Source organism: Pseudomonas sp. NFACC25 (assembly GCF_900100935.1).
GTDB lineage: Bacteria > Pseudomonadota > Gammaproteobacteria > Pseudomonadales > Pseudomonadaceae > Aquipseudomonas > Aquipseudomonas marginalis.
Genome location: NZ_FMUC01000003.1, coordinates 57,730 through 81,471, shown reverse-complemented (window position 1 = coordinate 81,471; position 23,742 = coordinate 57,730). Strand labels below are relative to the sequence as shown.

General features: G+C 61.4%; 24 protein-coding genes and 1 riboswitch. Of the genes, 9 read left to right on the top strand and 15 right to left on the bottom strand.

Going from position 1 to position 23,742, the window contains the following annotated elements; genetic code table 11:
• Nucleotides 1–7 precede the first annotated feature (7 nt).
• From BLQ09_RS08050 to BLQ09_RS08030, 5 genes are all read right to left on the bottom strand, one after another.
• Nucleotides 8–2,737, bottom strand: coding sequence for a winged helix-turn-helix domain-containing protein (locus BLQ09_RS08050; RefSeq protein ID WP_092356151.1), 2,730 nt, complete (start codon nucleotides 2,735–2,737; stop codon nucleotides 8–10).
• Between the two features lie 240 nt (nucleotides 2,738–2,977).
• On the bottom strand, nucleotides 2,978–4,342 hold the full coding sequence (locus BLQ09_RS08045; RefSeq protein WP_027604778.1) for a DUF1329 domain-containing protein: 1,365 nt from the start codon (nucleotides 4,340–4,342) through the stop codon (nucleotides 2,978–2,980).
• Between the two features lie 29 nt (nucleotides 4,343–4,371).
• Nucleotides 4,372–6,231, bottom strand: a complete 1,860-nt coding sequence (locus tag BLQ09_RS08040; RefSeq protein WP_092356148.1) for a DUF1302 domain-containing protein — start codon at nucleotides 6,229–6,231, stop codon at nucleotides 4,372–4,374.
• Nucleotides 6,232–6,561: 330 nt separating this feature from the next.
• A complete protein-coding gene (locus tag BLQ09_RS08035; RefSeq protein WP_092356145.1) occupies nucleotides 6,562–8,244 on the bottom strand; it encodes a fatty acid--CoA ligase in 1,683 nt (560 codons plus the stop codon).
• Between the two features lie 265 nt (nucleotides 8,245–8,509).
• A complete protein-coding gene (locus BLQ09_RS08030; protein WP_027604781.1) occupies nucleotides 8,510–9,142 on the bottom strand; it encodes a LysE family translocator in 633 nt (210 codons plus the stop codon).
• Between the two features lie 84 nt (nucleotides 9,143–9,226).
• Between BLQ09_RS08030 and BLQ09_RS08025 the strand changes: the two genes are divergently transcribed.
• From BLQ09_RS08025 to BLQ09_RS08015, 3 genes are all read left to right on the top strand, one after another.
• On the top strand, nucleotides 9,227–10,192 hold the full coding sequence (locus tag BLQ09_RS08025) for a 2-hydroxyacid dehydrogenase (protein WP_027604782.1): 966 nt from the start codon (nucleotides 9,227–9,229) through the stop codon (nucleotides 10,190–10,192).
• A 30-nt stretch (nucleotides 10,193–10,222) separates the two neighbouring features.
• Complete coding sequence (locus tag BLQ09_RS08020; protein ID WP_092356142.1) at nucleotides 10,223–11,221, top strand: class I SAM-dependent methyltransferase; 999 nt, start codon at nucleotides 10,223–10,225, stop codon at nucleotides 11,219–11,221.
• 51 nt (nucleotides 11,222–11,272) lie between these two features.
• Nucleotides 11,273–11,392, top strand: a riboswitch (yybP-ykoY riboswitch).
• Between the two features lie 90 nt (nucleotides 11,393–11,482).
• Nucleotides 11,483–12,067, top strand: a complete 585-nt coding sequence (locus BLQ09_RS08015; protein WP_005784895.1) for a TMEM165/GDT1 family protein — start codon at nucleotides 11,483–11,485, stop codon at nucleotides 12,065–12,067.
• 81 nt (nucleotides 12,068–12,148) lie between these two features.
• On the opposite strand, the gene BLQ09_RS08010 is transcribed toward BLQ09_RS08015, so the two are convergent.
• From BLQ09_RS08010 to BLQ09_RS07995, 4 genes are all read right to left on the bottom strand, one after another.
• Nucleotides 12,149–12,967, bottom strand: a complete 819-nt coding sequence (locus tag BLQ09_RS08010) for a M48 family metallopeptidase (protein WP_027604784.1) — start codon at nucleotides 12,965–12,967, stop codon at nucleotides 12,149–12,151.
• 151 nt (nucleotides 12,968–13,118) lie between these two features.
• On the bottom strand, nucleotides 13,119–13,739 hold the full coding sequence (locus BLQ09_RS08005; RefSeq protein WP_027604785.1) for an SOS response-associated peptidase: 621 nt from the start codon (nucleotides 13,737–13,739) through the stop codon (nucleotides 13,119–13,121).
• A gap of 36 nt (nucleotides 13,740–13,775) precedes the next feature.
• Nucleotides 13,776–14,036 (bottom strand): putative signal transducing protein, encoded by a 261-nt coding sequence (locus BLQ09_RS08000; RefSeq protein ID WP_027604786.1) that lies wholly within the window; start codon nucleotides 14,034–14,036, stop codon nucleotides 13,776–13,778.
• Between the two features lie 11 nt (nucleotides 14,037–14,047).
• Nucleotides 14,048–14,230 (bottom strand): CPXCG motif-containing cysteine-rich protein, encoded by a 183-nt coding sequence (locus tag BLQ09_RS07995; RefSeq protein ID WP_027604787.1) that lies wholly within the window; start codon nucleotides 14,228–14,230, stop codon nucleotides 14,048–14,050.
• A gap of 133 nt (nucleotides 14,231–14,363) precedes the next feature.
• Between BLQ09_RS07995 and BLQ09_RS07990 the strand changes: the two genes are divergently transcribed.
• Nucleotides 14,364–15,527: a 1-acyl-sn-glycerol-3-phosphate acyltransferase gene (locus tag BLQ09_RS07990; RefSeq protein ID WP_027604788.1), complete on the top strand. Its 1,164-nt coding sequence runs from the start codon at nucleotides 14,364–14,366 to the stop codon at nucleotides 15,525–15,527.
• Nucleotides 15,528–15,590: 63 nt separating this feature from the next.
• Here BLQ09_RS07990 and BLQ09_RS07985 read toward each other — a convergent pair whose 3' ends face one another.
• Nucleotides 15,591–15,848, bottom strand: a complete 258-nt coding sequence (locus BLQ09_RS07985; protein WP_027604789.1) for a hypothetical protein — start codon at nucleotides 15,846–15,848, stop codon at nucleotides 15,591–15,593.
• 183 nt (nucleotides 15,849–16,031) lie between these two features.
• Here BLQ09_RS07985 and BLQ09_RS07980 point away from each other — a divergent pair, with 183 nt between their 5' ends.
• Nucleotides 16,032–16,241, top strand: a complete 210-nt coding sequence (locus tag BLQ09_RS07980) for a hypothetical protein (RefSeq protein ID WP_027604790.1) — start codon at nucleotides 16,032–16,034, stop codon at nucleotides 16,239–16,241.
• 57 nt (nucleotides 16,242–16,298) lie between these two features.
• Here BLQ09_RS07980 and BLQ09_RS07975 read toward each other — a convergent pair whose 3' ends face one another.
• The gene (locus BLQ09_RS07975) at nucleotides 16,299–16,886 is read right to left on the bottom strand and encodes a YajG family lipoprotein (RefSeq protein ID WP_027604791.1); all 588 of its coding nucleotides are present in this window, start codon (nucleotides 16,884–16,886) and stop codon (nucleotides 16,299–16,301) included.
• Nucleotides 16,887–17,080: 194 nt separating this feature from the next.
• Here BLQ09_RS07975 and BLQ09_RS07970 point away from each other — a divergent pair, with 194 nt between their 5' ends.
• Together BLQ09_RS07970 and mqo are read left to right on the top strand one after the other, a co-directional pair.
• On the top strand, nucleotides 17,081–17,314 hold the full coding sequence (locus tag BLQ09_RS07970; protein WP_027604792.1) for a hypothetical protein: 234 nt from the start codon (nucleotides 17,081–17,083) through the stop codon (nucleotides 17,312–17,314).
• Nucleotides 17,315–18,042: 728 nt separating this feature from the next.
• Nucleotides 18,043–19,551: a malate dehydrogenase (quinone) gene (mqo, locus tag BLQ09_RS07965; protein ID WP_027604793.1), complete on the top strand. Its 1,509-nt coding sequence runs from the start codon at nucleotides 18,043–18,045 to the stop codon at nucleotides 19,549–19,551.
• Nucleotides 19,552–19,621: 70 nt separating this feature from the next.
• On the opposite strand, the gene BLQ09_RS07960 is transcribed toward mqo, so the two are convergent.
• The 4 genes from BLQ09_RS07960 to BLQ09_RS07945 all read right to left on the bottom strand — a co-directional run bounded on the left by BLQ09_RS07960 (nucleotide 19,622) and on the right by BLQ09_RS07945 (nucleotide 21,588).
• Entirely contained in the window at nucleotides 19,622–19,909 is a 288-nt protein-coding gene (locus tag BLQ09_RS07960; RefSeq protein ID WP_027604794.1) for a PA4642 family protein, read from the bottom strand.
• A gap of 129 nt (nucleotides 19,910–20,038) precedes the next feature.
• Nucleotides 20,039–20,524 carry a hypothetical protein gene (locus tag BLQ09_RS07955; protein WP_027604795.1) on the bottom strand — a complete coding sequence of 162 codons (486 nt, stop codon included), beginning with the start codon at nucleotides 20,522–20,524 and terminating at the stop codon, nucleotides 20,039–20,041.
• Nucleotides 20,525–20,559: 35 nt separating this feature from the next.
• Nucleotides 20,560–21,027: a WbuC family cupin fold metalloprotein gene (locus BLQ09_RS07950; RefSeq protein ID WP_065938539.1), complete on the bottom strand. Its 468-nt coding sequence runs from the start codon at nucleotides 21,025–21,027 to the stop codon at nucleotides 20,560–20,562.
• A 3-nt stretch (nucleotides 21,028–21,030) separates the two neighbouring features.
• Nucleotides 21,031–21,588, bottom strand: a complete 558-nt coding sequence (locus BLQ09_RS07945; protein WP_027604797.1) for a hypoxanthine-guanine phosphoribosyltransferase — start codon at nucleotides 21,586–21,588, stop codon at nucleotides 21,031–21,033.
• 163 nt (nucleotides 21,589–21,751) lie between these two features.
• Here BLQ09_RS07945 and upp point away from each other — a divergent pair, with 163 nt between their 5' ends.
• Complete coding sequence (gene upp / locus BLQ09_RS07940) at nucleotides 21,752–22,390, top strand: uracil phosphoribosyltransferase (protein ID WP_027604798.1); 639 nt, start codon at nucleotides 21,752–21,754, stop codon at nucleotides 22,388–22,390.
• 2 nt (nucleotides 22,391–22,392) lie between these two features.
• Nucleotides 22,393–23,667, top strand: a complete 1,275-nt coding sequence (locus BLQ09_RS07935) for a uracil-xanthine permease family protein (RefSeq protein ID WP_092356139.1) — start codon at nucleotides 22,393–22,395, stop codon at nucleotides 23,665–23,667.
• Nucleotides 23,668–23,742 lie beyond the last annotated feature (75 nt).

Genomic DNA, 23,742 nt, shown 5'->3' with positions numbered 1-23,742 from the left:
CCGGCACTTACGCCAGCAAGCCCATGGCCTTGGCTCGCGCCACGGCCTGGGTGCGTCGCTCCACCCCAAGTTTGCTGTTGATGTGGCTGGCGTGGGTCTTGACGGTGTGCAGGGAGATAAACAGCTGGTTGCTGATTTCCTGGTTGGAGCAGCCTTGGGCGATCAGTTGCAGGACCGCCAGCTCGCGCGTGCTCAGGGTTTCGTGGCCGGTCGTGACCTCGGGCGTCACGACCGCCGGGAGAAGCGCGAGCAGGCTCTGGTGCAGCACACCTTGGGGGTCTTTACCCAATTGCTCGCGCATCCAGTCCGGATACCCGTCCAACAAACGCTGGAACGGCTGTAACGCGCCCCCGGCGCCCGCCTCAAGCGCCTGGGCCAGCACCGGCCGCGCCCTGGCTTCCTGACCGCACTCCAGCAGCAACTGCGCCTGCTGGGTCAGCGCCATCAGGGCAATCATCTGGCGCCCACTGTCGTGGGCCTGTTGCGCCAGTGCTTCGAGCCGCTCCAGCGCCGCCAGGGGCTGATGGCGCACGGCATCGAGGGCGGCTTGTTGCAGCCCGATATGTTGCGGCAAGTGCGGGTGGAATTCCGGTGCAGCGGCGGCCTGTTCGCCGTGGTAAGTCTGCCCCAGGCGCGTCAGCCAGGCATCCGCCAGGTCGGTGCGGCCCTGGGCCAGCCACAGTTCGCATTTGATCAGGGTAATCATCGCCAGGTAGTAGATCGGCGGCACATCCCAGATATGCATCAGGCGCTCGGCTTCGGCGAGTTCGGCGAAGGCTTTGGGAAAGTCATGGCGCCGCCCTTCGAAGCTGGCGATCACGCAATGGCCGATCAGCACGCTGATATCGCGACAGGCCCGCGCCTCGGCCAGGCCTGCGCGCAGGAGGGCAATGCCGGTTTCGGGCTGGTTGCGCACCAACAGCAAATAGCCTTCGTAGAGCGACAGCCGCGCACGCACCGCATACAGTCGCTGCGGTGCCAGGCCGTGTAGGCGCTGCAGGCCCTGGCGCACCTCGTCGAGGGCGCGCAGGATTTCGCCACGGGCCTGCAGCACCCGTGCACGGTCGTAATGGGCCAGGGCTTCGAACAGCGGGTTGCCGACGCGCTGCGCCAGTTCCAGGGATTCACGGTTCAGGCCACGGGCGCGCCACAAATCGCCATCGGCAATGGCCAGGTTGGACAGGGTCGACAGGCACACCAGGCGCTGGCCGTAACGCCGTTGCGGCAGGCTGTCCAACGCCTCGCTGCAATAGCGCTGCGTCAATTCACGGTCACCTCGACCGCGGGCGATAATCCCGCTCAGCGCCAGCCACTGGGCCAGCATCGAGCGCTGTGCGGTGGCCGAGGGCGCCGGCAGGAAGCGACTGAGGTACGCGGACAGCTCCTGCGCCGCATCCAACTGGCAGGCCAGTGCCAACGCCCAGCTGTACAGCACAATCAGGCGCGGCGTGCTGATCAGCAGGCTGTCGGGCAAGTCCATTTTCCAGCGCAGCAACATGCCGACATTCTGCTCGGCCAGCAGTTGTTCTTCGGACAGGTTCTGCACCAGGTTGGCCGCCACGTCGAGGTGCCCGGCGCGCAACGCCTGCTCCACCGCCTCGTCGATCAAGCCCTGGGCGTTGAACCAGCGGCACGCGCGCAGATGCAGGCTGGCGGCCGGCAAGACATTGCTGCTCGCGCGACGGGTGCGCAGCAGGTCGGAGAACAAATGGTGATAACGGTACCAGTGCCCCTGCTCGTCCAGGGGCACCAGGAACACCTGGTGGGCTTGCAGGTAACGCAGGATCTCGGCGCTGTCATGGGCTTCGCGCACGGCATCGCACAACTCGCTGCAAAAACGCTCCTGGGGCGCGGTGTCGAACAGGAACGCCTGCACTTCGGGTGGCAGGCAGTCGATCACTTCTTCCAGCAGGTAGTCGCGGATCAGCCCTTCCCCACCGTGCAGGCTTTGTGGCAAGGCGTCCTCGCTGCCGGCTTCGGAAGCCGCCAGCAGCCAAAAGCGCAGGCCGGCCACCCAGCCTTCGCTGCGGCGAATGAGATTGTCGAGGGCTTCACCACTCAAGGAACTGCTGTGGCGATCCAGCAACGCCTGGGATTCGGCATGGGTCAGGCGCAGGTCTTGCTCGTGCAACTCCAGCAAATGCCGTGACAACCGCAATCGCGCCAGATGCCAGTCCGGGCGCTGGCGGCTGGTGACCAGCACCACCAGGCCATCAGGCAAATGGTTAAGGAAGAATTGCAGGCATCGGTCCAGCACCGGCCCCTGGGCCAGATGGTAGTCATCCAGCACCAGCAATAATGGCGCACGGGTGGACAGGTGAACGGTCAGCTCATCGAGCAGGCCGTCGAGCCACTCTTCAAACGCAAAGGGTTGGTGACGCTGGCGCATTTTCAGCAAGCCCAGGGATTGGGTGCCGAGTGCCGGGAAGTAGTGCTGCAACCCTTCGAGCAGGCGCTCAAGAAAACGCCCCGGGTCGTTGTCCCGTGGGCTCAGGCCTAGCCACAGGCTGTGCCAGTGAGCCGGCAGGCCCTGGCAGAACTCCACCGCCAACGAACTCTTGCCGAACCCGGCCGGTGCGCAGACCAGCAGCAACCGCCCCTCCAGGCCGGCGCCCAGCCGTTCACACAGGCGCGGGCGCAGCACGTAGCCATCAGGCAGCGGGGGCCTGTAGAAGCGACCTTCCAGGGTCGGGATTATCCGGCTGGCAGGCCCTTGGATTCGGGACAGATCAGTCATCGCCGGGCTCTTGTAGAAGGCTGTTGTCGGCATTGCAGATGTCCGCAGACTAGCGGTAAAAGCGGCGGGTTTGTAGATCTTTGCAACATTTGCCTGAAAAAGAACTGAGACAAGAAATATCACCGCAAACAAAAAGTGGAAGGGGGCTTGCTCCCGATAGAGGCGGATCAGTCAATGCTGCGCTGACTGTCACATCGCTATCGGGGCAAGCCCCCTCCCACCTTGAGTTACTCGTGCAGCTTAGCGAACACCATCCTGGCGCAGGGCCGCCGGGGTGAAGTCGCTGGTGGTGGCGGTGAAGCCGAAGTCATAGGCCTGCTTCTCTTCGTTCTTCATGCCCAGGGCCAGGTAGCGGCCGGACTGCAGGTCGTAGAGGGTTTCCAGGGCGTACCACGGCACTTGCTTGTCGTAGTAGTTCTCGGCATGGGCTTCGGCGACACGCCACAGTTGGCCACGGCCGTCGTAGTGGTCGATCACTGCGGCTTGCCAGGTGTCTTCGTCGATGTAGAAGTCACGCTTGGCATAGATGTGGCGCTGGCCTTCCTTCAAGGTCGCGACCACGTGCCAGACACGGCGCAGCTCGTAGCGTGCCAGGTCCTGGTTGATGTGGCCGGCCTTGATGATGTCGGCGTACTTGAGCTTCGGATCGTCGATCTTGTAGCTGTTGGAGGCGATGTAGATTTCCTTCTTGCCTTCCAGTTTCCAGTCGTAGCGGTCCGGCGCACCGTTGTACATGTCAAGGTTGTCGGAGGTACGCAAGCCGTCGGCGGCGGTACCCGGCCCGTCATAGGACACTTGCGGCGCCCGGCGCACGCGGCGCTGGCCGGCGTTGTAGACCCACGCCGAACGCGGTTCCTTCACCTGGTCCAGGGTTTCGTGCACCAGCAGCACACCACCGGCCAGACGTGCCGGCGCGGTCACTTGCTGCTTGAAGTAGAACAGGATGTTGCCCGGGTTTTTCGGGTCGAAGTCCTTCATCTTGTCACGGAACACGAACTGGTCGCGGAAGTACACCAGGCTGTAGGAGCCGTTGGTTTGCGGCGTGGCCTGGGTCACCAGGCGGGTCACGCTGCCGCCGCGATAACGGGTGATGTGGTTCCAGATGACTTCCACGCCGCTTTTCGGGATCGGGAACGGTATGGCGGTTTCGAAGTTCTCCAGGCCGTTGCCGCCAGACACCAGGTTGGTGGTAGTGGCGTTCTTCTTGATGGAGGCGAACACATCGGCCGGCACGGTAGCGCCGCGATGGGTCGGGTAGACCGGCATCTTGAAGGTCTCCGGGTAACGCTTGAACATCGCGTACTGCCCCGGTGCCAGCTTGTCCTTGTACTGCTCGACGTTCTGCGCGGTGATGGTGAACTGCGGTTGCTCACTGGCGTACGGGTTGGCGAGGAAACCTTTGGCATCCACAGCGCCGGCGTTGGTCGGCATCGGCGACCATTTCGGGATGGTGCCGGCCGCGTTACCGGCCATTTCCGCGCCCATCGGCGTCAGGGTCGTGCCCAGCTTGGCGGCTTCATCCGCCGACACTGCCGCCATGACATTGCTCGCCAGGATCGACAGCCCAAGCACACCCACGTGCAACAGACTTTTGGTTATTTTCATGTTCTGGTCTTCCTGAAAATACAGTGTGCTTAGAAGTTGGCGCCGAAGCTCAGGGCGACGAAGTCGCGGTCATTCACCGTGCTGAAATCACCACCGAAAAAGTTGGTGTAGTTGAGGCTGGCGGTGTAGGTGTTCTGGTACTCGGCATCCAGGCCCAGGCTGACGGCTTTGCGGCCCTCTTCGAAGTTGGCGCCAGGACCTGGGGAGTACCCCTTGACGTCATGGGACCATGCCACGTTTGGCTTAAGGTTTACGCCGGCGAAAACGTCCGGATATTCCCAGATAGCACGGGCGCGATAACCCCAGGAAGTAGCCGTGGTAAAGCCATCATTGTTGCAGTTGGTATTCAGCCCGTTGGCGTTACCCAGGCCGGCGCCCACAGCGGTCGAGTTATTGAGCGTGTTACAGAAACCACCGGGCAATGTGCCTGGACCAAACACCGGGTCGCGCCCATAACGCGCCTCGGATTTGCTTTCCAGGCCGCCCACGTGAGTCACACCGATCTCACCCACCGTAGTCAAGCGGCTTGCGCCCATTACCTGATCAAAGAAGTGCGTGAACGTGGTCTGGAACTGCGTGACCTCCTTACGGTTGTAACCATGCAAGTCTTGACCAGCCGAGCCCTTGAGCACAGAGGCATTGCCAAAACCAATAATGGGCGTAACGCCGGCGTAAAGGATGTCGGTGGTACTTAACTGCACGGGCGCATTTGGCCGATAGCTCAACTCACCGCTCCAGGCGGTCCCCGTAGGCAGGGTGGTGGAAAAGCTCAAGCCGTAGAGGCGGATATCTTCTGGGTATTCGACGAAGTAGTTAGAGCTACCCGCCACAATCACTGGACGCAATGCCGCCAAGGGCCCCAGAGGCCGCGTGTATGCCGAAGCTGGCGCACCTTGTGCACTGAAAATCGGCGCACGGCTGTGATAGTTCATGAAGTACGCGCCGAATTCGGTGTCCAGCGGCTCAAAGTTGTAGTGCATCGCCACGCCAAACTGGCCACTGTCACGAGCATCGCGGTCAGGACCACGGCGCACCAATACGCCCTCCTCATTCACATCAACACCAGCAGCGTTGAGGGTTGGATACGCCAGAGGCGAAATGCGCGAGCGCTTGCTCAAGACCCGCAGGTTGTTATCGCAGCCATCAGAGATAACGTCCGGCTGCGAAAAGAACGTCCCGCAATTATCGGTAACCGTCTGGTCCCACTCCAACTGATAAAAGGCTTCCGCCGACAAGTTATCGGTCAGCGTTTGCGACACATAGAACATGTTGACCGGAATCAAGCCTTCCTTGATTTCGGCCCCCGGACGACGGAACGCAGACACGTCGATCGGGTTGATGGAGTTGATACCACCGCCGATGAAGGTACTTTCGCCCCAACTCACCACCTGCTTACCGAACCGCACGCTGCCCGGCTGATCGGCAATGGCATAGTTGTGATAGACGAAGGCGTCGAGAATCTGCCCGCCGGAAGACTTGGCGCCTTCCTTGCGATTGTTATCGCTGATGTCCTTGAACTCACGGCTTTCGTCCTTGAGTTCGAAGTCATACCAGTACTTGCCGCGCACGAATACGCCGGTGTCGCCGTATTTCAATTCCAGGTCATGGATGCCCTTGAAGATCTTCGAGAACGTTTCACCGCGCTTGAAGTTCAAGTGCCCATCATCGGAGGTCTGGGACAGACCTTTGCCACCGTTGTTGGCACCGATCAGATCCTGGTTCGGCTTGGCCGTCGACCAGCTCGCCCCCACAGACAGCGAGGAGTCAAAACTCCCTTCGATTTCACCGATATTGAAACTGACGCCGAATGCGGGCCCGGCGAGCGTAGAGGCGAGACTGACGGCCAGGGGCAGTCTTGCCCGGCGCCAGAACTGGTTTACTGAGGTCATCGACGCTACTCCATGTGCATTATTGTTATGGCAGTGAGTTTGTTCTGTGATGCTTGTAACGGCCGGAATACAACGATTCCAATGCCGCCTGGCAACTGAACCTCCATGGCCCGAAGCGATGCATCCTTGAAAAACTCTGGGTGGGACTATAGCCAGCAGGGGGTACCGCTTGATCCCTCTAAAGTGTGATTTGCATCACCAACCCGTCTGCCACAGCCCTTTCGCCATGTCGGCGAAGGCCGACGCGGCAAGGATGGCTGAAAATTGGCAAATCACAAGTGAAGGCGCGAGATAGAGCATCGCCGTGCCACAAGGGCACGGCAAATCAGCTCAGAGGGTGGACAGGAAGGTGCTGTTGTTGGCCTGCCATTCAATGATGTCAATACGGATACGTTTTTTGTCGAGCTTGCCGACACTGGTCTTGGGAATTTCCGTAACAACGGCGATCTGGCTCGGAATCGCCCACTTGCTCAAATGGCCCAGTTCGACAAAAGGCTTGAGGTGTTCCTTGAGCTCGCGGGCCCCAATCTCATGGCCATCACGCACCACCAGCAACGCAAACGGACGCTCGCCCCACTGCGGGTCGGCGATGCCCACCACCGCTACTTCGCGTACCGCCGGGTGACGGCTGACCAGGTCTTCGAGGGCCAGGGAGGAGATCCACTCGCCGCCGGTCTTGATCACGTCCTTGATGCGGTCGCGGATATCGATCACCCCAAATGCATCGAGGGTGGCCACGTCGCCGGTGTGCATCCAGCCACCCGCCCACAGCTCGGCGCCCTTCTGCGGCTCGTTGTAATACCCCTCGGTCAGCCACGGCGCGCGCAGCACCAACTCACCCTGGGACTCGCCGTCGGCGGGCAGGAAATTGCCCTCGGCGTCCATGATCGCCGCTTCCACCAACGGCCCGGGCACGCCGGCCTTGATGCGATAGCTGATGCGCTCGTCCTCGGTGCCGGCCATCAGTTCTTCGTTGAGGTGGGCGCAGGACACCAGCGGGCCGGTCTCGGACATGCCGTACGCGGCGGTCAGCTGAATCCCACGGGCCTTCGCCGCCTCATACAGCGTGCGGTTGAGCGCACTGCCGCCGATGACGATTTTCCAGCCGCCAAAATCGACGCCTTGGGCAGCCTTGGCGTTGAGCACCATTTGCAGGATGGTCGGCACGCAGTGGGAAAAGGTGACCTTCTCCTTGCGCCACAGCTCCACCAGGTATTCCGGGTCGTAGCGGCCGGGGTAGACCTGCTTCAGGCCAAGCATGGTCGCCACATACGGCAGGCCCCAGGCATGCACGTGGAACATCGGCGTGATCGGCATGTACACGTCGTTGGTGCCCAGCAGGCGCACACTGTCGACGCTGCCCATGATGGTCGCCACGCCGATGGTGTGCAGCACCAGTTGGCGATGGGTGAAGTACACGCCCTTGGGGTTGCCGGTGGTGCCGGTGGTGTAGAAGGTGGTGGCGACGGAGTGTTCGTCGAAGTCCTGGAAATCGTACTTCGGGCTGGCGGCGGCCAGCAGGGTTTCATACTCACCGACCAGGTTGGGCAACTCGGCGGTCTTGGCTTCGCCGTCGGTGAGCAGCAGCGTCTTGTCGACGGTGGTGAGCTGCCCGGCAATGGCCTGGTAGAGCCCCACGAACTCGCTGTTGACCAGCACGAAGCGGTCCTCGGCGTGGTTCATGGTGTAGAGAATCTGTTCCGGCGACAGGCGCACATTGATGGTGTGGATCACCGCACCGATCATCGGGATGGCGAACATGCATTCCAGGTAACGATGACTGTCCCAATCCATCACCGCCACGGTGTCACCGGCCTTGACCCCGGCTGCGGTGAGCACGTTGGCCAGGCGCGCAACGCGCTCGATCAAGGTCGGGTAGGTGTAGCGCAGCTTGTCGCGGTAGACGATTTCCCGGGTCTTCTCGTAACGGGTACCGGACATCAACAGGCGCTTGATCAACAGCGGGTATTGATACGCACCTTCGGCGGGCGGAATAACACGGGTCTGCAACATACGAATCCCTTTTATGACTGCACGGTCTTGGCTTGAAGACCTGCACTGTAGAGACGTTATGTGTCAGACAAATCAGCCAAAGGAATGATTTGCAGAGGCTGGGGAATGCTAGCTTTGAGCCATTATTCAGGGACAATGGAGGTCAAATGTGGGAGGGGGCTTGCTCCCGATGGCGGTGAATCAGTCAATACACGTGTCGACTGAAGCACCGCCATCGGGAGCAAGCCCCCTCCCACACTGGATTGTGTTTACTTGAGAACAGCGTTTATTTCGCGCTGGTAAACGCCAACTTCACCCCAATCGCAATCAACACCGCTCCCATGGTCCGATCAAACCAATGCCCCATCCGCGCAAACCCGGCGCGCACGCGCTGCTGGCTGAACAACATCGCCACCAGGCAGAACCAAAACGCCGTCGCCACCGCCAGGTACACGCCGTAGCCGGCCTGGATCGCCAGCGGTGTGTGCGGGTTGATCACCACGGTGAACAGCGACAGGAAGAACAACGTCGCCTTGGGGTTCAGGCCGTTGGTGACGAAGCCTGCGGTAAACGCGCCGCGCGGCGTGCGCTCGCCCGCTTCGCGGTGCAACTCGCCCTCGACGGCAGGCTTGGCCGGTTTGGCGCGCAGGGCCTTGAAGCCGATGTACAGCAGGTAGGCGGCGGCCGCCCATTTCAGTGCGTTGAACAACACGATGGACTGGGACACGATCAGGCCGATGCCGAGCAACGAATAGCCCACGTGCAGGAAAATCGCCGAGCCCACGCCCAACGCAGTCCAGGTTCCGGCGCGGCGGCCGTGGGTCACGCTCTCACGCACCACCACCGCAAAATCCGGGCCGGGGCTGGCCACCGCCAACAGGTGAATCAGGGCTACGGTCAAAAACTCGGCGGCGTACATACTCACTCCATTAAGTAACGGATTATTTCATCTGATAGGCTCGGCAGATTACGCCTTCGAACCCTGTCGCAAAAGGTACAGTTGATGACGAACAATCGCCGCGCCGTCTTCCTTGATCACCCGTCCCTGGATCTGGGCGACCTCGACCTCAGCGAGTTGCACGCCCGCTTCAGCGACTTGCAGTTGTTGACGGGCACCACGCCGCAGAATGTGGTCGAGCGCCTGCAAGGCGCGCAGGTGGCGATCAGTAACAAAATCCCGCTCAACCGCGAAACCCTGGCGGCCTGCCCGGAACTCAAGTTGATCCTGGTTTCGGCGACCGGCACCAACAACATTGACCTGGAAGCCGCCCGCGCCCACGGCATCACCGTGAGCAACTGCCAGGGCTACGGCACACCGTCGGTGGCGCAGCACACGATCATGCTGTTGCTCAACCTGGCGACGCGGCTGCAGGACTATCAGCGCGATGTGAGCGCCGGCAAATGGCAGGAGGCCAAGCAGTTCTGCCTGCTGGACCACCCGATTGTCGAGCTGGAAGGCAAGACCCTCGGCCTGCTGGGCCATGGCGAACTGGGCAGTGCCGTGGCCCGCCTGGCCGAAGCCTTCGGGATGCGCGTGCTACTCGGCGCCATCCCCGGGCGCCCTGCCCGTGCCGACCGCGTGCCCCTGGATGAACTGCTGGCGCAGGTGGACGCACTCACCTTGCACTGCCCGCTCAATGAACACACCCGGGACTTTATCGGCGCCCGTGAATTGGCGCGGCTCAAGCCCGGCGCGTTTATCGTCAACACCGCGCGCGGTGGCTTGATCAACGAGCAGGCCCTGGCCGATGCCTTGCGCAGCGGCCATCTGGGCGGCGCGGCGACCGATGTGCTGAGTGTTGAGCCCCCGGTCAATGGCAACCCATTGCTGGCCGGCGATATTCCTCGACTGATCGTCACGCCCCACAATGCCTGGGGCAGCCGCGAAGCGCGGCAGCGTATCGTCGGCCAACTGGCGGAAAACGCCCGGGGCTTTTTCAGCGGCGCCCCGCTGCGCGTCGTCAGTTGATAAACTGCGCCCCTTTTCAAGGAGCAGACCATGGATCCGCGCAGTGAAGTACTGCTTCGTCAGGCCGAACTTTTTCAAGGCAACCTGCTGCTGGTGGGCTTGCCCGCCGACGACCTGCTGGGTCGCCTGCCCAACGCCCACGGCTGGTGCTGGCATGCCGGCGACCAGGCGGCGCTCGACGCGCGCTTCCCGGAGCGCAGCCAGTTTGGGGTGAATGCGCCCGAGCGCGGGTTCGAGGCGGCGGTGATCTTCCTGCCCAAGTCCAAGGACCTCACCGATTACCTGCTCAACGCCGTGGCAGCGCGACTGCCCGGCGCCGAGCTGTTCCTGGTAGGGGAGAAAAAAGGCGGTATCGAAAGCGCCGCCAAGCAGATGGCCCCGTATGGCAAACCGCGCAAGCTCGACAGCGCGCGGCATTGCCAGCTGTGGCAAATCACCGTGGCCAACGCCCCGCAAGCGGTCGAGCTGGAAAGCCTGGCGCAGGTGTTCGATGTGCCGCTGGCCGAAGGCCCGCTCAAGGTGGTGAGCCTGCCGGGTGTATTCAGCCACGGCCGTCTGGATCGCGGTACCGAGCTGTTGCTGGAGCACTTGGACAAACTGCCGAGCGGCCACTTGCTCGACTTCGGTTGCGGCGCCGGTGTGTTGGGAGCGGCGGTCAAACGTCGCTACCCGCACAACAGCATAACGATGCTGGATGTGGATGCTTTCGCCGCCGCCAGCAGTCGCCTGACCCTGGCCGCCAACGGTCTGGAAGCCGAGGTATTGACCGGTGACGGCATCGACGCCGCGCCGATGGGGTTGAATGCAATCTTGAGCAACCCACCGTTCCATGTCGGCGTGCACACCGACTATTTCGCCACGGAGAACCTGCTGCGAAAAGCGGCGAAACACCTGGCAAAAGGTGGCGAACTTCGCCTGGTGGCTAACAGTTTCCTCAAGTACCAACCATTGATCGAAGAGCATCTGGGCGTGTGTGCGGTCAAGGCCGAAGGCAATGGTTTTCGCATCTACCGTGCCAAGCGCGGCTGATGGCGGTTTGAAAAAGAACGCTTGCCGAATGGATTTTGCCTAGGCAGAATCCGCTCCGTCCTAGGGGAGTAGTCTCCCACGAGCGCCACGCTCGTCCGGCATACGTCAACATACTTGGTCAACAGGCCATGGCGTATGCGACCCAGGAGTCCGCACAGACGGACCGGGGTTTGACAAGACCTATGACACGCACACCTTACCCGGGGCGGGAAGGCTGTACGTGTCATAGCCGTGTCGACCCGCCCCCTGGAAACCTACCTGATGCTGGATTCATTGCTCGTTCCTACCGCAATCGTTGCCTTGGCCGAAATCGGCGACAAGACGCAACTGCTCGCGCTCATCCTTGCCGCACGCTTTCGCAAACCCTGGCCGATCATCGCCGGCATCGTCGCTGCGACCCTGGCCAACCATGCGGCCGCCGGTGCCGTGGGGGCCTGGTTCGGGAGTTTCTTCTCGGATGCGGTATTGCACTGGATTCTCGCGGCCAGCTTCTGCGCCACCGCGCTGTGGACCCTGGTGCCAGACAAACTCGACGACGACGAAGCCAGCACCACGCGCAAGTTCGGGCCGTTCCTGACCACGCTGATTGCCTTCTTCCTGGCGGAAATCGGGGACAAGACCCAGATCGCCACGGTGATGCTGGCGGCGCAATACCCGGAACTGTGGCTGGTGATTATCGGCACCACCCTGGGCATGTTGATTGCCAACGTACCGGTGGTTCTGGCGGGGAATTTCGCGGCGGAGAAACTGCCACTGACATTGATTCGTCGACTGGCGGCTACGGCGTTCTTTGTCCTGGCGATTGTGGCGGTGTACAAGGCCATGCAGAGCAGTGGCTGGATCTAGCTGCAAGCTTCAAGCTTCAAGCTGCAGGAAGAAGCAGTGCTTTTTCCTGCAGCTTGAAGCTTGCTACTTGTCGTTGAAGTCTTAGGACTTCTTGGCCTGCTGATAGAGCGGCATCACCTTCGGAATCGCCGCCTGCAACGAGGCAATGCGGCTGTCGGAGGCCGGGTGAGTGCTCATGAACTCCGGCGGTGCGCCCTCCGAAGCCTTGGCCATCTTGTTCCACAGCGTGATCGCCGCGTTCGGGTTGTAGCCGGCGCGGGCCGCCAGTTCCAGGCCGATCAGGTCCGCTTCGTTTTCATTGCTGCGGCTGTTGGGCAAGGTCATGCCGTAGTTGGCCACGGTATCGGCCAGCGCCAGGCTGTCCTGACCCAGGCCGAACAACGCACCGGCGCCCTGCTTGGCCATCTCGATGCCGTAGGCCTTGGACATGGCTTCGCGGCCGTGCTCACGCAAGGCGTGGGCGATTTCATGGCCCATCACCGCGGCGAGTTCATCGTCGGTGAGCTTGAGGTTGTCGATCAACGCGCTGTACACGAAGATCTTGCCGCCAGGCCCGCAGTTGGCGTTCATCTCATCGCTCTTGATCAGGTTCACTTCCCACTTCCACTGCGCCGCATCCGGGCGGAAGGTCGGCGCCTGGGCGATCAGGCGATTGGCGATCGCCTGCACGCGCTTGGCATTGGCACTGGTCTTGTCCAACTGGCCTTTGCTGCTGGCCTCGCCCAGGGTCTGCTGGTAGGACTGGGCGTACATCTGGTCGACTTCCTGGCTCGACAGCATGCTGAACATATATTGCTTGCGCTCAACCCCGACGGCGCCGCCGCTGGTTGTGTTGACCGACTGACACCCGGCCAGCAACACGCCTGCCGCCAATACACTTACGGCCAATGATTTCTTCATCAATACACTCTCCCTGAAAAGACGCCCTGAAAACATGGCGCGTATCGTAGGCGCTCATTTGTATCGGCGCCAGATACAACAGACGTGTAACCGATGAATTTCGGACACATCTCACACGCCCGGCAACGTCAGTGAGCAACCGGCCTCAGGCTCAGGCCGGGGTCAGGCACTCCGGCCCGTTGAGCTTGGGATCATTGACCATGTTGGCCAGGACTCGCTCACGCAATGGGGCCGGCTCACTGGCCAGCAAGCCTTGCAACACATGCAAGGGCGTCTCGGGATCGAGCCAGGCGGCCTGCCCCGCCGCGTCCAGAATCAACGGCCGGCGCTGACTCTGGGCGGCCTGGGTCACCACTGCCGTACTCAGCCACACCTGCTCCTGCACCGGGTACGCCTCCCAGATCGCGGCAAAAAACAGGGTCGAGCCCTCCCCCGGCGTCAGCCAGTACGGACGCTTGCGCTGGGTGCCGCGCCATTCGTAAAAGCCGTTGGCGGGCAGCAGGCAACGACGCTGGCGAAACGCTTCGCGAAACATCGGTTGCTCGGCCAGGGTTTCGGCACGGGCATGGGCCGGGGTGCGGGAAAGGTCAGTCAGCCAGGGCGGCGTCAGGCCCCAGCGCGCCCGTGCCAGGGTGCGCTGGCCGTCATTGAGGCGCTGGATCAGCACCGAATCATTCGGGGAAATGTTCCACTGGGCCTGCTGGTCGGCCGGAAAGCCCGGCAGGGCAGCAAAGGTAGGGTTCCAGCGAAACAGGGCATAACGTCCACACATGGGGCAACACGACTCTTGGGTAAACCGACCGACAGCCTAACAGACCAATACGTCGGGGAAGCTGTCGGGTTCGTCGCCGGGCAGGGGTTGCGCACCGATATAGGCGGTAATCAGCTCGCGGGCTTCAGCCGCCCGGTCGTTGTCCACTTCCAGCCCCAGCAGGCCGAAGATCGGCAACTCCCCCGTGCCGCCGAGCAAATGGCGCCCTACCAGGTGCGCCTCGATGCCCTCGCTGGCGAGCATTTGCTGCAGCAACTCGCCTTCCATCAGGTTTTCCGGTTCGTAGATTCGCTGCATGGGCGTACCTGCTATTCGTTTTCACTGCGGGTTTCGAGCATCCACTCTTCACCATGGACCTGCAGGTTGAAAATGATCGGTCGGCAACACACCTGACAGTCCTCGATGTAGGTCTGATCACCGCCGGATAAATCCACCGCGGTCTCTACCGCTTCACCACAATAAGGACAATCGTACAGCGCAGTTTCCAGCATCGCAGTCTCCCAGGTGACTTGTGCGTATAATCGCCGGTCTATTTACAGGGCTATTTTCCGGCCGGGCCAATTCCCCGGACCGCACCCTGGTATTTCCTTTACTTACCCTAGCCGTTTCTAACAAGAGAGCATGATGGGCGAATTCGATACCATCCGACCTTACAACGACAGCGAAGTCCCGGCAGTGCTGGCCCGGCTGTTCAGTGACAAGGCCTTTCTGGACATCCTGACCCACTTCCGCTTCCCGCGCTTTGCCGGCGCCCTGGGCTGGCTGCTCAAGCCCATGATCGCGCGCAAACTGCGTCGCGAGTTCGCCGGTGTCACCACCGTGGCCACGCTTCAGGACAAAGTCGAGTATTACGTCGACCACACCATTGACCGGGCGACCGACGGCGTGACCTACACCGGCGTCGAACAGCTCAAATCCGGCACCGCCTACCTGTTCCTGGCCAACCACCGCGACATCGTGATGGACCCGGCCTTCGTCAACTATGCCGTCTACCACGCCGGCCTGCCGACGCCACGCATCGCCATCGGCGACAACCTGCTGCAAAAGCCGTTTGTCAGTGACCTGATGCGTCTGAACAAGAGCTTCATCGTGCACCGTTCGATCACCGGGCGAAAGGAGAAGATGGCGGCGTTCAACCTGCTGTCGGCCTATATCAACCATTCGATCCGCAACGACTGCCAGTCGATCTGGATCGCCCAGGCCGAAGGCCGCGCCAAGGACGGGGATGACCGCACCGAGTCGGCGATCCTCAAGATGTTCCATGTCAGCCGCAAGGACGAGCCGTTTGCCGAAGTGATCCAGTCACTCAACCTGACGCCGGTGTCCATCAGTTACGAGTACGACCCGTGCGATGCCGCCAAGGCCCGCGAACTGTATATCCGCGCCACCACCGGCACCTACGTCAAGGCGCAAGGCGAGGATGACGTCAGCATTGCCCTGGGCATCACCGGCTACAAAGGCCGCGTACATATCAACTTCGCGCCGCCGATTACCGAGCGTTTCGAAGACACCAAGGTCCTGGCCGTGGAAATGGATCGGCAGATTCTCGGCGGCTACCGGCTGTTCCCGGTGCACTACCTGGCGTACGCCCAGTGGAGCGATGCCGACCCGCAGTTGCAGGTGCCGAAGGCGGCCGACGTGTTCCCGGCGGACGAACTGGCCAAGGCACAGGCGGAGTGGGAGCGGCGCCTGAACGAATGCCCGGCCGAGCACCGTCCGTTCCTGGTGGTGCAATACGCGACGCCAGTGCGCAATCAGTATCGCGTCAAGGCTGGAATCCCGCTGTAAACACCGATCAAGAAAATATGGGAGGGGCCAAGCTCCCTCCCATATGATGGGTTCTGCGGTTTTTTAGATTCGGGTGCTGAGCCAGGAAATAGCCAGCGCCAGCCCAAGGCAGGCGAACCCGATGCGGTAAGCCACACGGTGCGCCCGCTCGGTGCGCACATCCAGGAACAGCATGGGCTGGTCGATTGCGCGATCTTCACTTTGCGCCGTCAGTTCAGCCATGGCGCGTTGCTCGCGCAGGCGGGTGATGAACAGCAGCGCAGCGCCTGGGCAGGCCACTGATAAAGCCACGGCATTGATCAATAGTGCGGGCAGCGCCATCGCAAACCTCGATGAAACAGTGTCTGGGTATCGGTTCAGATACAAACCTGAACCGTAGTGGCCTCGAGCGCCAAAACCGCTCCGCCTCCCATGGACGATTAATGTATCCAGTAATTTACGCCGTCACCTGAACGTCACCTTAACAAGCCACTCTGTTGCCCTTCGAACATTCAGGAGCTTGTCATGCTGCACGCGCACAACCAGGATCGGCTGTATCTGATTGCCCAAAGCGACGAGCAGGAGGCGCTGATCGGCGGCCTGGCGTTCAACGTGCAGGACCGCCACTGGCTGGTGTATTGCGCCCTTGGCGGGCACCAGCATGCGGACTTGCCCGAGGCCGATCTGTTGACGGGGGTGAGCATGCTGGACTTTTGTATCGACACGGCCGCGTGAAACTGAAGGCATAAAAAAACCGGGCTCATCGCTGAGCCCGGTTTTTTGTTTGAGCGATTACTGCGCGCTGAGCAATGAACCGATGCTTGGGTCCTTGAACAGGCGGGTCAAGGCGTCGCTCAGGACGTCGCTGACCAGCCTGGTGTTGGTTTCCTGGTTAGGCGACATGCCGAAGCGCTGGTTCAGCGACGCACCGTAACGGCCGCTGTAGCGACGGGTGCCGGCGGTGACGTCGGACTTGAAGGTGGCACCAATGGACGCCTCGGTCACGTAAAGACCGTCTTTAGGCGACTGATACTTCAACTCGGCCAAGGTGATCGTCAACTGCGGAGCGCCCGGCGCGTTGGGGCTGGGGGTGAAACCCAGCAGCCGCACCGCCGCTTCGGCCTGGGCCTGCAGCTTGGGCAGCACGTCTTGAGCGTTCACCGACACCAGGGCGGTTTCCGGGTACAGGCCACCGCGCGAACCGAGTGTCGGCGACGGACGACCGTCCACCACCCGTACCGACACCGGCTGGCCGTGGCCCACCGGGGCCAGCTGCGTGGTGATTTTCGGTTCCGGGGTCAGTTGCTGCGGGCTGTTGGCGCAGCCAACCAGGGTCAAGCTGGTCACAGTGATCAAACCGAACAACAGGCGTTGCAACATGCGCTTCTCTCCAGAAATCAGGTACCGACAGGCCGGCAGTATAGCGGGGCGCCCCTGCAGGGAACTAGCGTCAGTTACAACCTGTGACCCGGGGCTTCGCCTGCGGTTCGATGTCACCGATATGTCATAGCCGTTACATGGGCTCGTCATCCGAAGCAGGCATGCTTGGCCTCAATCTCAGGAGGTTGATCGCCATGCATTTTCTCTGGTCGCTGTTTACGCGCAAGCCCGCCCTTCGCCAGTTCGCCCTGCTCGATGCGCAAGGCCGTTGCCAGGCGTTCAAGGCGTGCTGCCAGCCTCCCGTCGGCGAAGGCTGGGTGGAAATCGAAGAAATTCGCCTGAGCTGGATGCATCATCCGTTGCCGGCCCGCGCCCGTGTAAACCCACGCCCTGCGCGGTCGCCACGTCACCAGGCGTTGGCCGCCTGACCGAACGCCTAATAAAAGTCATAAAACCCGCCCATTTCCCCGGCGTTCTTCGCTACAATCTCCCCCCGATTATAAGGACGTCTCCTGATCGGGCCTCGCAGCATCGTTAATGCCTCGGTATTAACCCCAAGAATCGCCCACAGAGAGCCGCCCACACAGATCGAGTGAAGCTGGCGAGCTTGCTGTTTCCTTTGCAAACCACCCGCCTTTGCCGAATCTGCCAGAGCTGCCATTGCGCTCGGCCACTTGAGTTGTTTGCCCGTTTTGCCGCGTGTCGGCAGAGGTTTGCGGGCCAGGTGCCAGGCCGGGGCAGCCCTTTTTTGAGGTTCACGTCTTCAAAAGAGCGTGAAAAAAACGGGTTTTCACAACTTCACAAGAGTGTGGCGAGCAAATGAATAGTTTGGCGTTTGTACAAGCACCATCAGCGTCTGGAACAGCCCAACCACACAGGACCGAGTACTCCGCAAACACCGGAGCTTGAGCCTGTCCGCTACGGATTGATTGCACGAATCCCACGCTTTGACCATAAGTCGAATTGCCACAGGCGCCCATGAATGCGTTCATAGGCAGATCAGGCCGGGCAGGAAGCGTGTGCTGAATGTGCAAGGAATTGCGAAACGGACATGGCGATCCTGGCCATGGGTGACCTGGGGCAACACGTGAAACGCCCCGTCACTCCTGGCAGCCATGCCGTCAATTTGGTGCTGCAGATTTTGGAGACGCGTTAAATGGCGCATAACGAAGCAGTCGACGTAGTACTGGTAGGGGCCGGCATCATGAGTGCCACCCTGGCCGTACTGCTTAAAGAGCTCGACCCCGGCCTCAAGCTGGAAGTCGTTGAGCTGATGGACTCGGGTGCCGCGGAAAGTTCCAACCCGTGGAACAACGCCGGTACCGGCCACGCCGGGCTGTGTGAGCTGAACTACACGCCCCAGGCCGCCGATGGCTCCATCGACATCAAGAAAGCCGTGCACATCAACACCCAGTTCGAGGTGTCGAAGCAGTTCTGGGCCTACCTGACCAGGAAGGGCACCTTTGGCTCGTCCAAGTCCTTTATCAGCCCGGTGCCGCACCTGAGCTTCGTGCAGGGCGAAAAAGGCGTGGAGTTCCTCAGGAAGCGCTTTGAAACCCTCAGCCAGCACCATGCGTTCTCGGACATGCACTACACCGAAGACCGCAGCGAAATGGCCGAGTGGATGCCGCTGATGATGCCGGGGCGCCCGCTCGACGAAAAAATCGCGGCCACCCGCGTGATGAACGGCACCGACGTCAACTTCGGCGCCCTGACCAACCAGTTGCTCACTCACCTGACCAGCTCACCGGACGCCCAGGTCAAGTACAGCAAGCGCGTGACCGGCCTCAAGCGTAACGGCGCGGGCTGGACCGTGAGCATCAAGGACGTCAACAGCGGCAACAGCCGCGAAGTGGACGCCAAGTTCGTGTTCCTCGGCGCCGGTGGCGCGGCCCTGCCGCTGCTGCAGGCCTCGGGTATCGAAGAAAGCAAAGGGTTTGGCGGTTTCCCGGTCAGCGGCCAGTGGCTGCGTTGCGACAACCCGGAAGTGGTCAAGCACCACCAGGCCAAGGTCTACAGCCAGGCTGCCGTGGGCTCGCCGCCGATGTCCGTGCCGCACCTGGACACCCGCGTAGTCGACGGCAAGAAATCCCTGCTGTTCGGGCCCTACGCCGGCTTCACCACCAAGTTCCTCAAGCACGGCTCGTTCCTCGACCTGCCGCTGTCGGTTCGCGCCGGCAATATTGGCCCGATGCTGGCCGTGGCCCGCGACAACATGGACCTGACCAAGTACCTGGTCAGCGAAGTGATGCAGTCCATGGAGCAGCGCCTGGAATCCCTGCGTCGCTTCTACCCTGAAGCGAAAGCCGAAGACTGGCGCCTGGAAGTGGCCGGCCAACGGGTGCAGATCATCAAGAAAGACCCGAAGAAAGGCGGCGTGCTGCAATTTGGCACCGAGCTGGTCGCGGCCAAGGACGGTTCGCTGGCTGCGCTGCTGGGTGCCTCGCCGGGCGCCTCGGTGACGGTGTCGATCATGCTGGAATTGATCGAGCGTTGCTTCCCGCAGAAAGCTGCCGGTGAATGGGCGACCAAGCTGCACGAGATCTTCCCGGCGCGGGAGAAGGTCCTGGAGACTGATGCCGAGCTGTATCGCAAGATCAACGCGCAGAACAACATCAGCCTCGAACTGGTTGAGCAGAGCAACGAGGCCGAGAGCTACGCCTAAGGCATTGCGGCCATGAAAAACGCCCCGTTCTCGCGATGAGAACGGGGCGTTTTTTTATGCCCAGGAATAATCAGCCGCGGGCGTTGTCGATCAGCTCGATATAGTCGGCGGCGTTGCGCTGGTCCTTGATCAGGTCGACAAACGTCTGGCCGTGCTCATCCTTGCCATCCAGGTCCAAACCGGCCGCCTTGAAGAAAACCAGGAAGCGTTCGAAGTCGTCGATACGCAGGCCACGGTAGGCCTTGATCAGTTTGTGCAGGGACGGGGACGTCGCGTCAACCGGCTCGAAGTCCAGGAACAACTTGATCTGGTCGTCGCCGATCTCGTCACCAATCACCTGTTTCTTATCTTTACGCATTACCGACTCCAGCCAGCAGACATTTACACGGGATTTGAAGTCTACCTGCGAGGCGCAGGCTTCGAAAGCGGTGAAGAACCAATGCGGCCGGGGGCAAGCCCTTCCCACATTGGTTCTTCAGTGTTTTTGCTATTTGCTACGAACAGCACCGGTATGCACATCCGCCCAGACATGCCCGTTGGCGTAACTGAGGAACTGCACATACACCGTGTCATTGCGCAGCAGGTCGACAATCACTCGGTACTGGGCCACCGGGTAGGACAGGGTCAAGGTTTTGCTCTTGTCATCGTATACCGGCTTTTTCAGGCTTTTGCTTTCGGCATCGAAGTTGAGCACCACCTGGCTGATAGTCGCGCCTTTGTTCAGGGACTTGCCCTTGAGACGGATCATCAGCGGCGAGGTCACCGGGATCGGCTGTTGCGTGGATTGACGCTGGTTGCCCACCACCACCGCATACTCGGTGACTTGCAGCAGTTGCTGCTGGTCAGGGGTTTCGGCGCGCAGGGTCAGATCGTCCGGCGGCAGGAACTGCGCATGCATCGGCGCAGGCGCCGCAGCCAGCGGCAGACTGAGGGTCAACGCCAGGGCGGCGCAGGTGCGTATCAACAGGCTCATGGGCCGCTCCGCAAGAGGTGGCCCAGCACTGTAGCTCAATCGAACTGGGCAAGCATCCAGCGTTGATACTCGGCCACGTTGGCGTCGCCTTCACGGGGCGCCCAATCGGCCAGTTCGCCTTCGCCCACCGGCCGATAAGGCCCGGCCTTGCACTCGAACATCACCGTGTCGGGCGCGAGCACCACCAGGCCATGGAACACGCCGGGCGGCAGGTCGACGCCCGAGCATTCGCCGCCGGCCTGCATCACGCGCTTGGCAAGCACCTCGCCGGTGTCGCTGAACACCAGCAAGCCCAAGCGCCCCTGGAGGACCAGCAAGGTTTCCGCCTTGTCCGCGCTCAAGTGCCGATGAGGCGGCACGTAGGTGCTGGGCTGCAGGCCCACGGCCAGGCGATGGCACGGCTCTTCCATCTGATGAAAGTTGTGATGATGCCGGCCACGGAGGCTGGCGCCCGCTTTCTCGGCCAACTCGGCAAACAGCGTCTGATCAAGAAAGCGAGTCATGGGTTACATACCTTTGACGGCGTAGATTCCATTGGCGTTGCGCCAGTAGCCCTTGTAATCCATACCGTAACCGAAGATGTAGCGATCGATGCACGGCAGGCCGACGAAATCGGCTTTCAACTCGGGACGGGCCTTGCGGTCGTGGTCTTTGTCGATCAGCACGGCGGTGTGCACCTTACGTGCGCCAGCGTGTTTGCAGAAGTCGATGATCGCGCCCAGGGTGTGGCCCTCATCGAGGATGTCGTCGATGATCAGCACGTCGCGGTCGATGAACGAAACTTCCGGCTTGGCTTTCCAGAACAGGTCGCCGCCGCTGGTTTCGTTGCGATAACGAGTGGCGTGCAGGTAGGACGCTTCCAACGGGAACTGCAGGTGAGTCAGCAATTTGCCGGCGAAGATCAGGCCACCGTTCATCACGCAGAAGACCACCGGGTTGGTGTCGGCCATCTCGCGAGTGATGTGTGCGCCGACCTTGGCGATCGCTGCTTCGACTTGCGCTTCGGTGTACAGGCAGTCAGCCTCGCGCATGATTTGACGGATATGCTCGAGATCAGCGGACATGGCGCTCTCCAAGGGGTGCTGTGGCAAGAAAAGCGGGCGAAGGTACGCTTCTCATGCGCTCCGAGCAAGCCTTAATGGACTAACGTACTAGATGTCTATAGGACAACACCCTCGGATAGATTAATCTAGGCCGGTTTTTTTGCCCGCCGCCGGAGCCTTTCCCATGCCCACTCGCGAGATCCGCCACCCGCTGATCCGACACAAACTCGGCCTTATGCGCCGTGCCGACATCAGCACGAAGAATTTCCGTGAGCTTGCTCAGGAAGTTGGAGCGCTGCTCACTTACGAAGCCACCAAAGATTTGCCCCTGGAAACCTACGACATCGAAGGTTGGGCTGGCACCGTCCAGGTCGAGAAAATCGCCGGTAAGAAAATTACCGTGGTGCCGATCCTGCGTGCCGGTATCGGCATGCTCGAAGGCGTGCTCAGCCTGATCCCGGGCGCCAAGGTCAGCGCCGTCGGCGTCGCCCGCAACGAAGAAACCCTGCAGGCCCACACCTACCTGGAAAAACTCGTACCGGAAATCAACGAGCGCCTGGCCATGATCATCGACCCGATGCTCGCTACCGGCAGCTCCATGGTTGCCACCATCGACCTGCTGAAAAAAGCCGGTTGCCGGGACATCCGTGCCATGGTGCTGGTGGCCGCGCCCGAAGGCATCGCCGCCGTCGAGAAAGCCCACCCGGATGTACAGATCTACACCGCCTCCATCGACGAGCGCCTGAACGAACACGGTTACATCATCCCAGGCCTGGGCGATGCCGGTGACAAGATCTTCGGCACCAAGCAGAAGGACGCGTGAGCATGCAGGATGAGTTCAACGACCCGCTTTGGCGCCAGATCCTGTCTGGCGCACAGATGCTCTTCGTAGCATTTGGCGCGCTGGTGTTGATGCCACTGATCACAGGTCTTGATCCAAACGTCGCCCTGTTCACCGCCGGCCTGGGCACGTTGTTGTTCCAGCTGGTGACAGGACGGCAGGTGCCGGTCTTCCTGGCGTCGAGCTTTGCCTTCATTACCCCGATCATTCTTGCCAAGGGCCAGTTCGGCCTCGCGGCGACCATGGGCGGGGTGATGGCGGCCGGTTTTGTCTATACCTTCCTCGGCCTGGCCGTGAAGATCAAAGGCACCGGTTTCATCGACCGCCTGCTGCCGCCCGTGGTGATCGGCCCGGTGATCATTTCCATCGGCCTGGCCATGGCACCGATTGCCGCGAACATGGCGATGGGTAAATCCGGCGATGGAACCGAGTTGATTCATTACCAGACGGCGATGATGATCTCGATGCCGGCGCTGCTGACCACGTTGATCGTCGCGGTGTTCGGCAAGGGTATCTTCCGCCTGGTGCCGATCATCTCCGGCGTGCTGGTGGGCTTTGCCATGGCGTTCTACTTCGGCGTGGTCGACACGGCGAAGATCGCCGCAGCACCGTGGTTCGCCCTGCCCCACTTCACCGCGCCGGAGTTCAACTGGCAGGCGATCCTGTTTATCGTCCCGGTGGCCCTGGCCCCGGCGATCGAACATATCGGCGGCGTGATTGCGGTGGGCAGCGTGACCGGTCGCGACTACCTGAAGAAACCTGGCCTGCACCGCACCCTGCTCGGTGACGGGATCGCCACCACGGCCGCCGGCCTGTTTGGCGGCCCGCCGAACACCACCTACGCCGAAGTGACGGGCGCGGTGATGCTGACCAAGAACTACAACCCGAAGATCATGACCTGGGCGGCAGTGTTTGCCATCAGCCTGGCGTTCATCGGCAAATTCGGTGCACTGCTGCAAAGCATCCCGGTACCGGTGATGGGCGGGATCCTGTGCCTGCTGTTCGGCTCGATTGCCGCGGTGGGGATGAACACCTTGATCCGCCACAGGATTGACCTGGGTGAGGCGCGCAATCTGGTGATTGTGTCGGTAACCCTGGTGTTCGGGATTGGTGGGGTGCTGGTGGGGACCGGGACCGGTCCGGATGACTTCGGCCTGAAGGGCATTGCCCTGTGTGCGGTGGTAGCGATTGGCCTGAACCTGTTGCTGCCGGGCAATGATGGCTGGAAGAACAAGAAGCCGGATGAGCCGCTGATCTAACACATATGGCAGAACCTAATGTGGGAGGGGGCTTGCTCCCGATGGCAGTGTGTCAGTCAATTCATTAGCTGACTG

Excerpts from the sequence above, each read along its gene's own strand:
- BLQ09_RS08050 (WP_092356151.1), bottom strand. The coding sequence starts at position 2,737 with ATGACTGATCTGTCCCGAATCCAAGGGCCTGCCAGCCGGATAATCCCG.
- BLQ09_RS08045 (WP_027604778.1), bottom strand. The coding sequence starts at position 4,342 with ATGAAAATAACCAAAAGTCTGTTGCACGTGGGTGTGCTTGGGCTGTCG.
- BLQ09_RS08040 (WP_092356148.1), bottom strand. The coding sequence starts at position 6,231 with ATGACCTCAGTAAACCAGTTCTGGCGCCGGGCAAGACTGCCCCTGGCC.
- BLQ09_RS08035 (WP_092356145.1), bottom strand. The coding sequence starts at position 8,244 with ATGTTGCAGACCCGTGTTATTCCGCCCGCCGAAGGTGCGTATCAATAC.
- BLQ09_RS08030 (WP_027604781.1), bottom strand. The coding sequence starts at position 9,142 with ATGTACGCCGCCGAGTTTTTGACCGTAGCCCTGATTCACCTGTTGGCG.
- BLQ09_RS08025 (WP_027604782.1), top strand. The coding sequence starts at position 9,227 with ATGACGAACAATCGCCGCGCCGTCTTCCTTGATCACCCGTCCCTGGAT.
- BLQ09_RS08020 (WP_092356142.1), top strand. The coding sequence starts at position 10,223 with ATGGATCCGCGCAGTGAAGTACTGCTTCGTCAGGCCGAACTTTTTCAA.
- BLQ09_RS08015 (WP_005784895.1), top strand. The coding sequence starts at position 11,483 with ATGCTGGATTCATTGCTCGTTCCTACCGCAATCGTTGCCTTGGCCGAA.
- BLQ09_RS08010 (WP_027604784.1), bottom strand. The coding sequence starts at position 12,967 with ATGAAGAAATCATTGGCCGTAAGTGTATTGGCGGCAGGCGTGTTGCTG.
- BLQ09_RS08005 (WP_027604785.1), bottom strand. The coding sequence starts at position 13,739 with ATGTGTGGACGTTATGCCCTGTTTCGCTGGAACCCTACCTTTGCTGCC.
- BLQ09_RS08000 (WP_027604786.1), bottom strand. The coding sequence starts at position 14,036 with ATGCAGCGAATCTACGAACCGGAAAACCTGATGGAAGGCGAGTTGCTG.
- BLQ09_RS07995 (WP_027604787.1), bottom strand. The coding sequence starts at position 14,230 with ATGCTGGAAACTGCGCTGTACGATTGTCCTTATTGTGGTGAAGCGGTA.
- BLQ09_RS07990 (WP_027604788.1), top strand. The coding sequence starts at position 14,364 with ATGGGCGAATTCGATACCATCCGACCTTACAACGACAGCGAAGTCCCG.
- BLQ09_RS07985 (WP_027604789.1), bottom strand. The coding sequence starts at position 15,848 with ATGGCGCTGCCCGCACTATTGATCAATGCCGTGGCTTTATCAGTGGCC.
- BLQ09_RS07980 (WP_027604790.1), top strand. The coding sequence starts at position 16,032 with ATGCTGCACGCGCACAACCAGGATCGGCTGTATCTGATTGCCCAAAGC.
- BLQ09_RS07975 (WP_027604791.1), bottom strand. The coding sequence starts at position 16,886 with ATGTTGCAACGCCTGTTGTTCGGTTTGATCACTGTGACCAGCTTGACC.
- BLQ09_RS07970 (WP_027604792.1), top strand. The coding sequence starts at position 17,081 with ATGCATTTTCTCTGGTCGCTGTTTACGCGCAAGCCCGCCCTTCGCCAG.
- mqo (WP_027604793.1), top strand. The coding sequence starts at position 18,043 with ATGGCGCATAACGAAGCAGTCGACGTAGTACTGGTAGGGGCCGGCATC.
- BLQ09_RS07960 (WP_027604794.1), bottom strand. The coding sequence starts at position 19,909 with ATGCGTAAAGATAAGAAACAGGTGATTGGTGACGAGATCGGCGACGAC.
- BLQ09_RS07955 (WP_027604795.1), bottom strand. The coding sequence starts at position 20,524 with ATGAGCCTGTTGATACGCACCTGCGCCGCCCTGGCGTTGACCCTCAGT.
- BLQ09_RS07950 (WP_065938539.1), bottom strand. The coding sequence starts at position 21,027 with ATGACTCGCTTTCTTGATCAGACGCTGTTTGCCGAGTTGGCCGAGAAA.
- BLQ09_RS07945 (WP_027604797.1), bottom strand. The coding sequence starts at position 21,588 with ATGTCCGCTGATCTCGAGCATATCCGTCAAATCATGCGCGAGGCTGAC.
- upp (WP_027604798.1), top strand. The coding sequence starts at position 21,752 with ATGCCCACTCGCGAGATCCGCCACCCGCTGATCCGACACAAACTCGGC.
- BLQ09_RS07935 (WP_092356139.1), top strand. The coding sequence starts at position 22,393 with ATGCAGGATGAGTTCAACGACCCGCTTTGGCGCCAGATCCTGTCTGGC.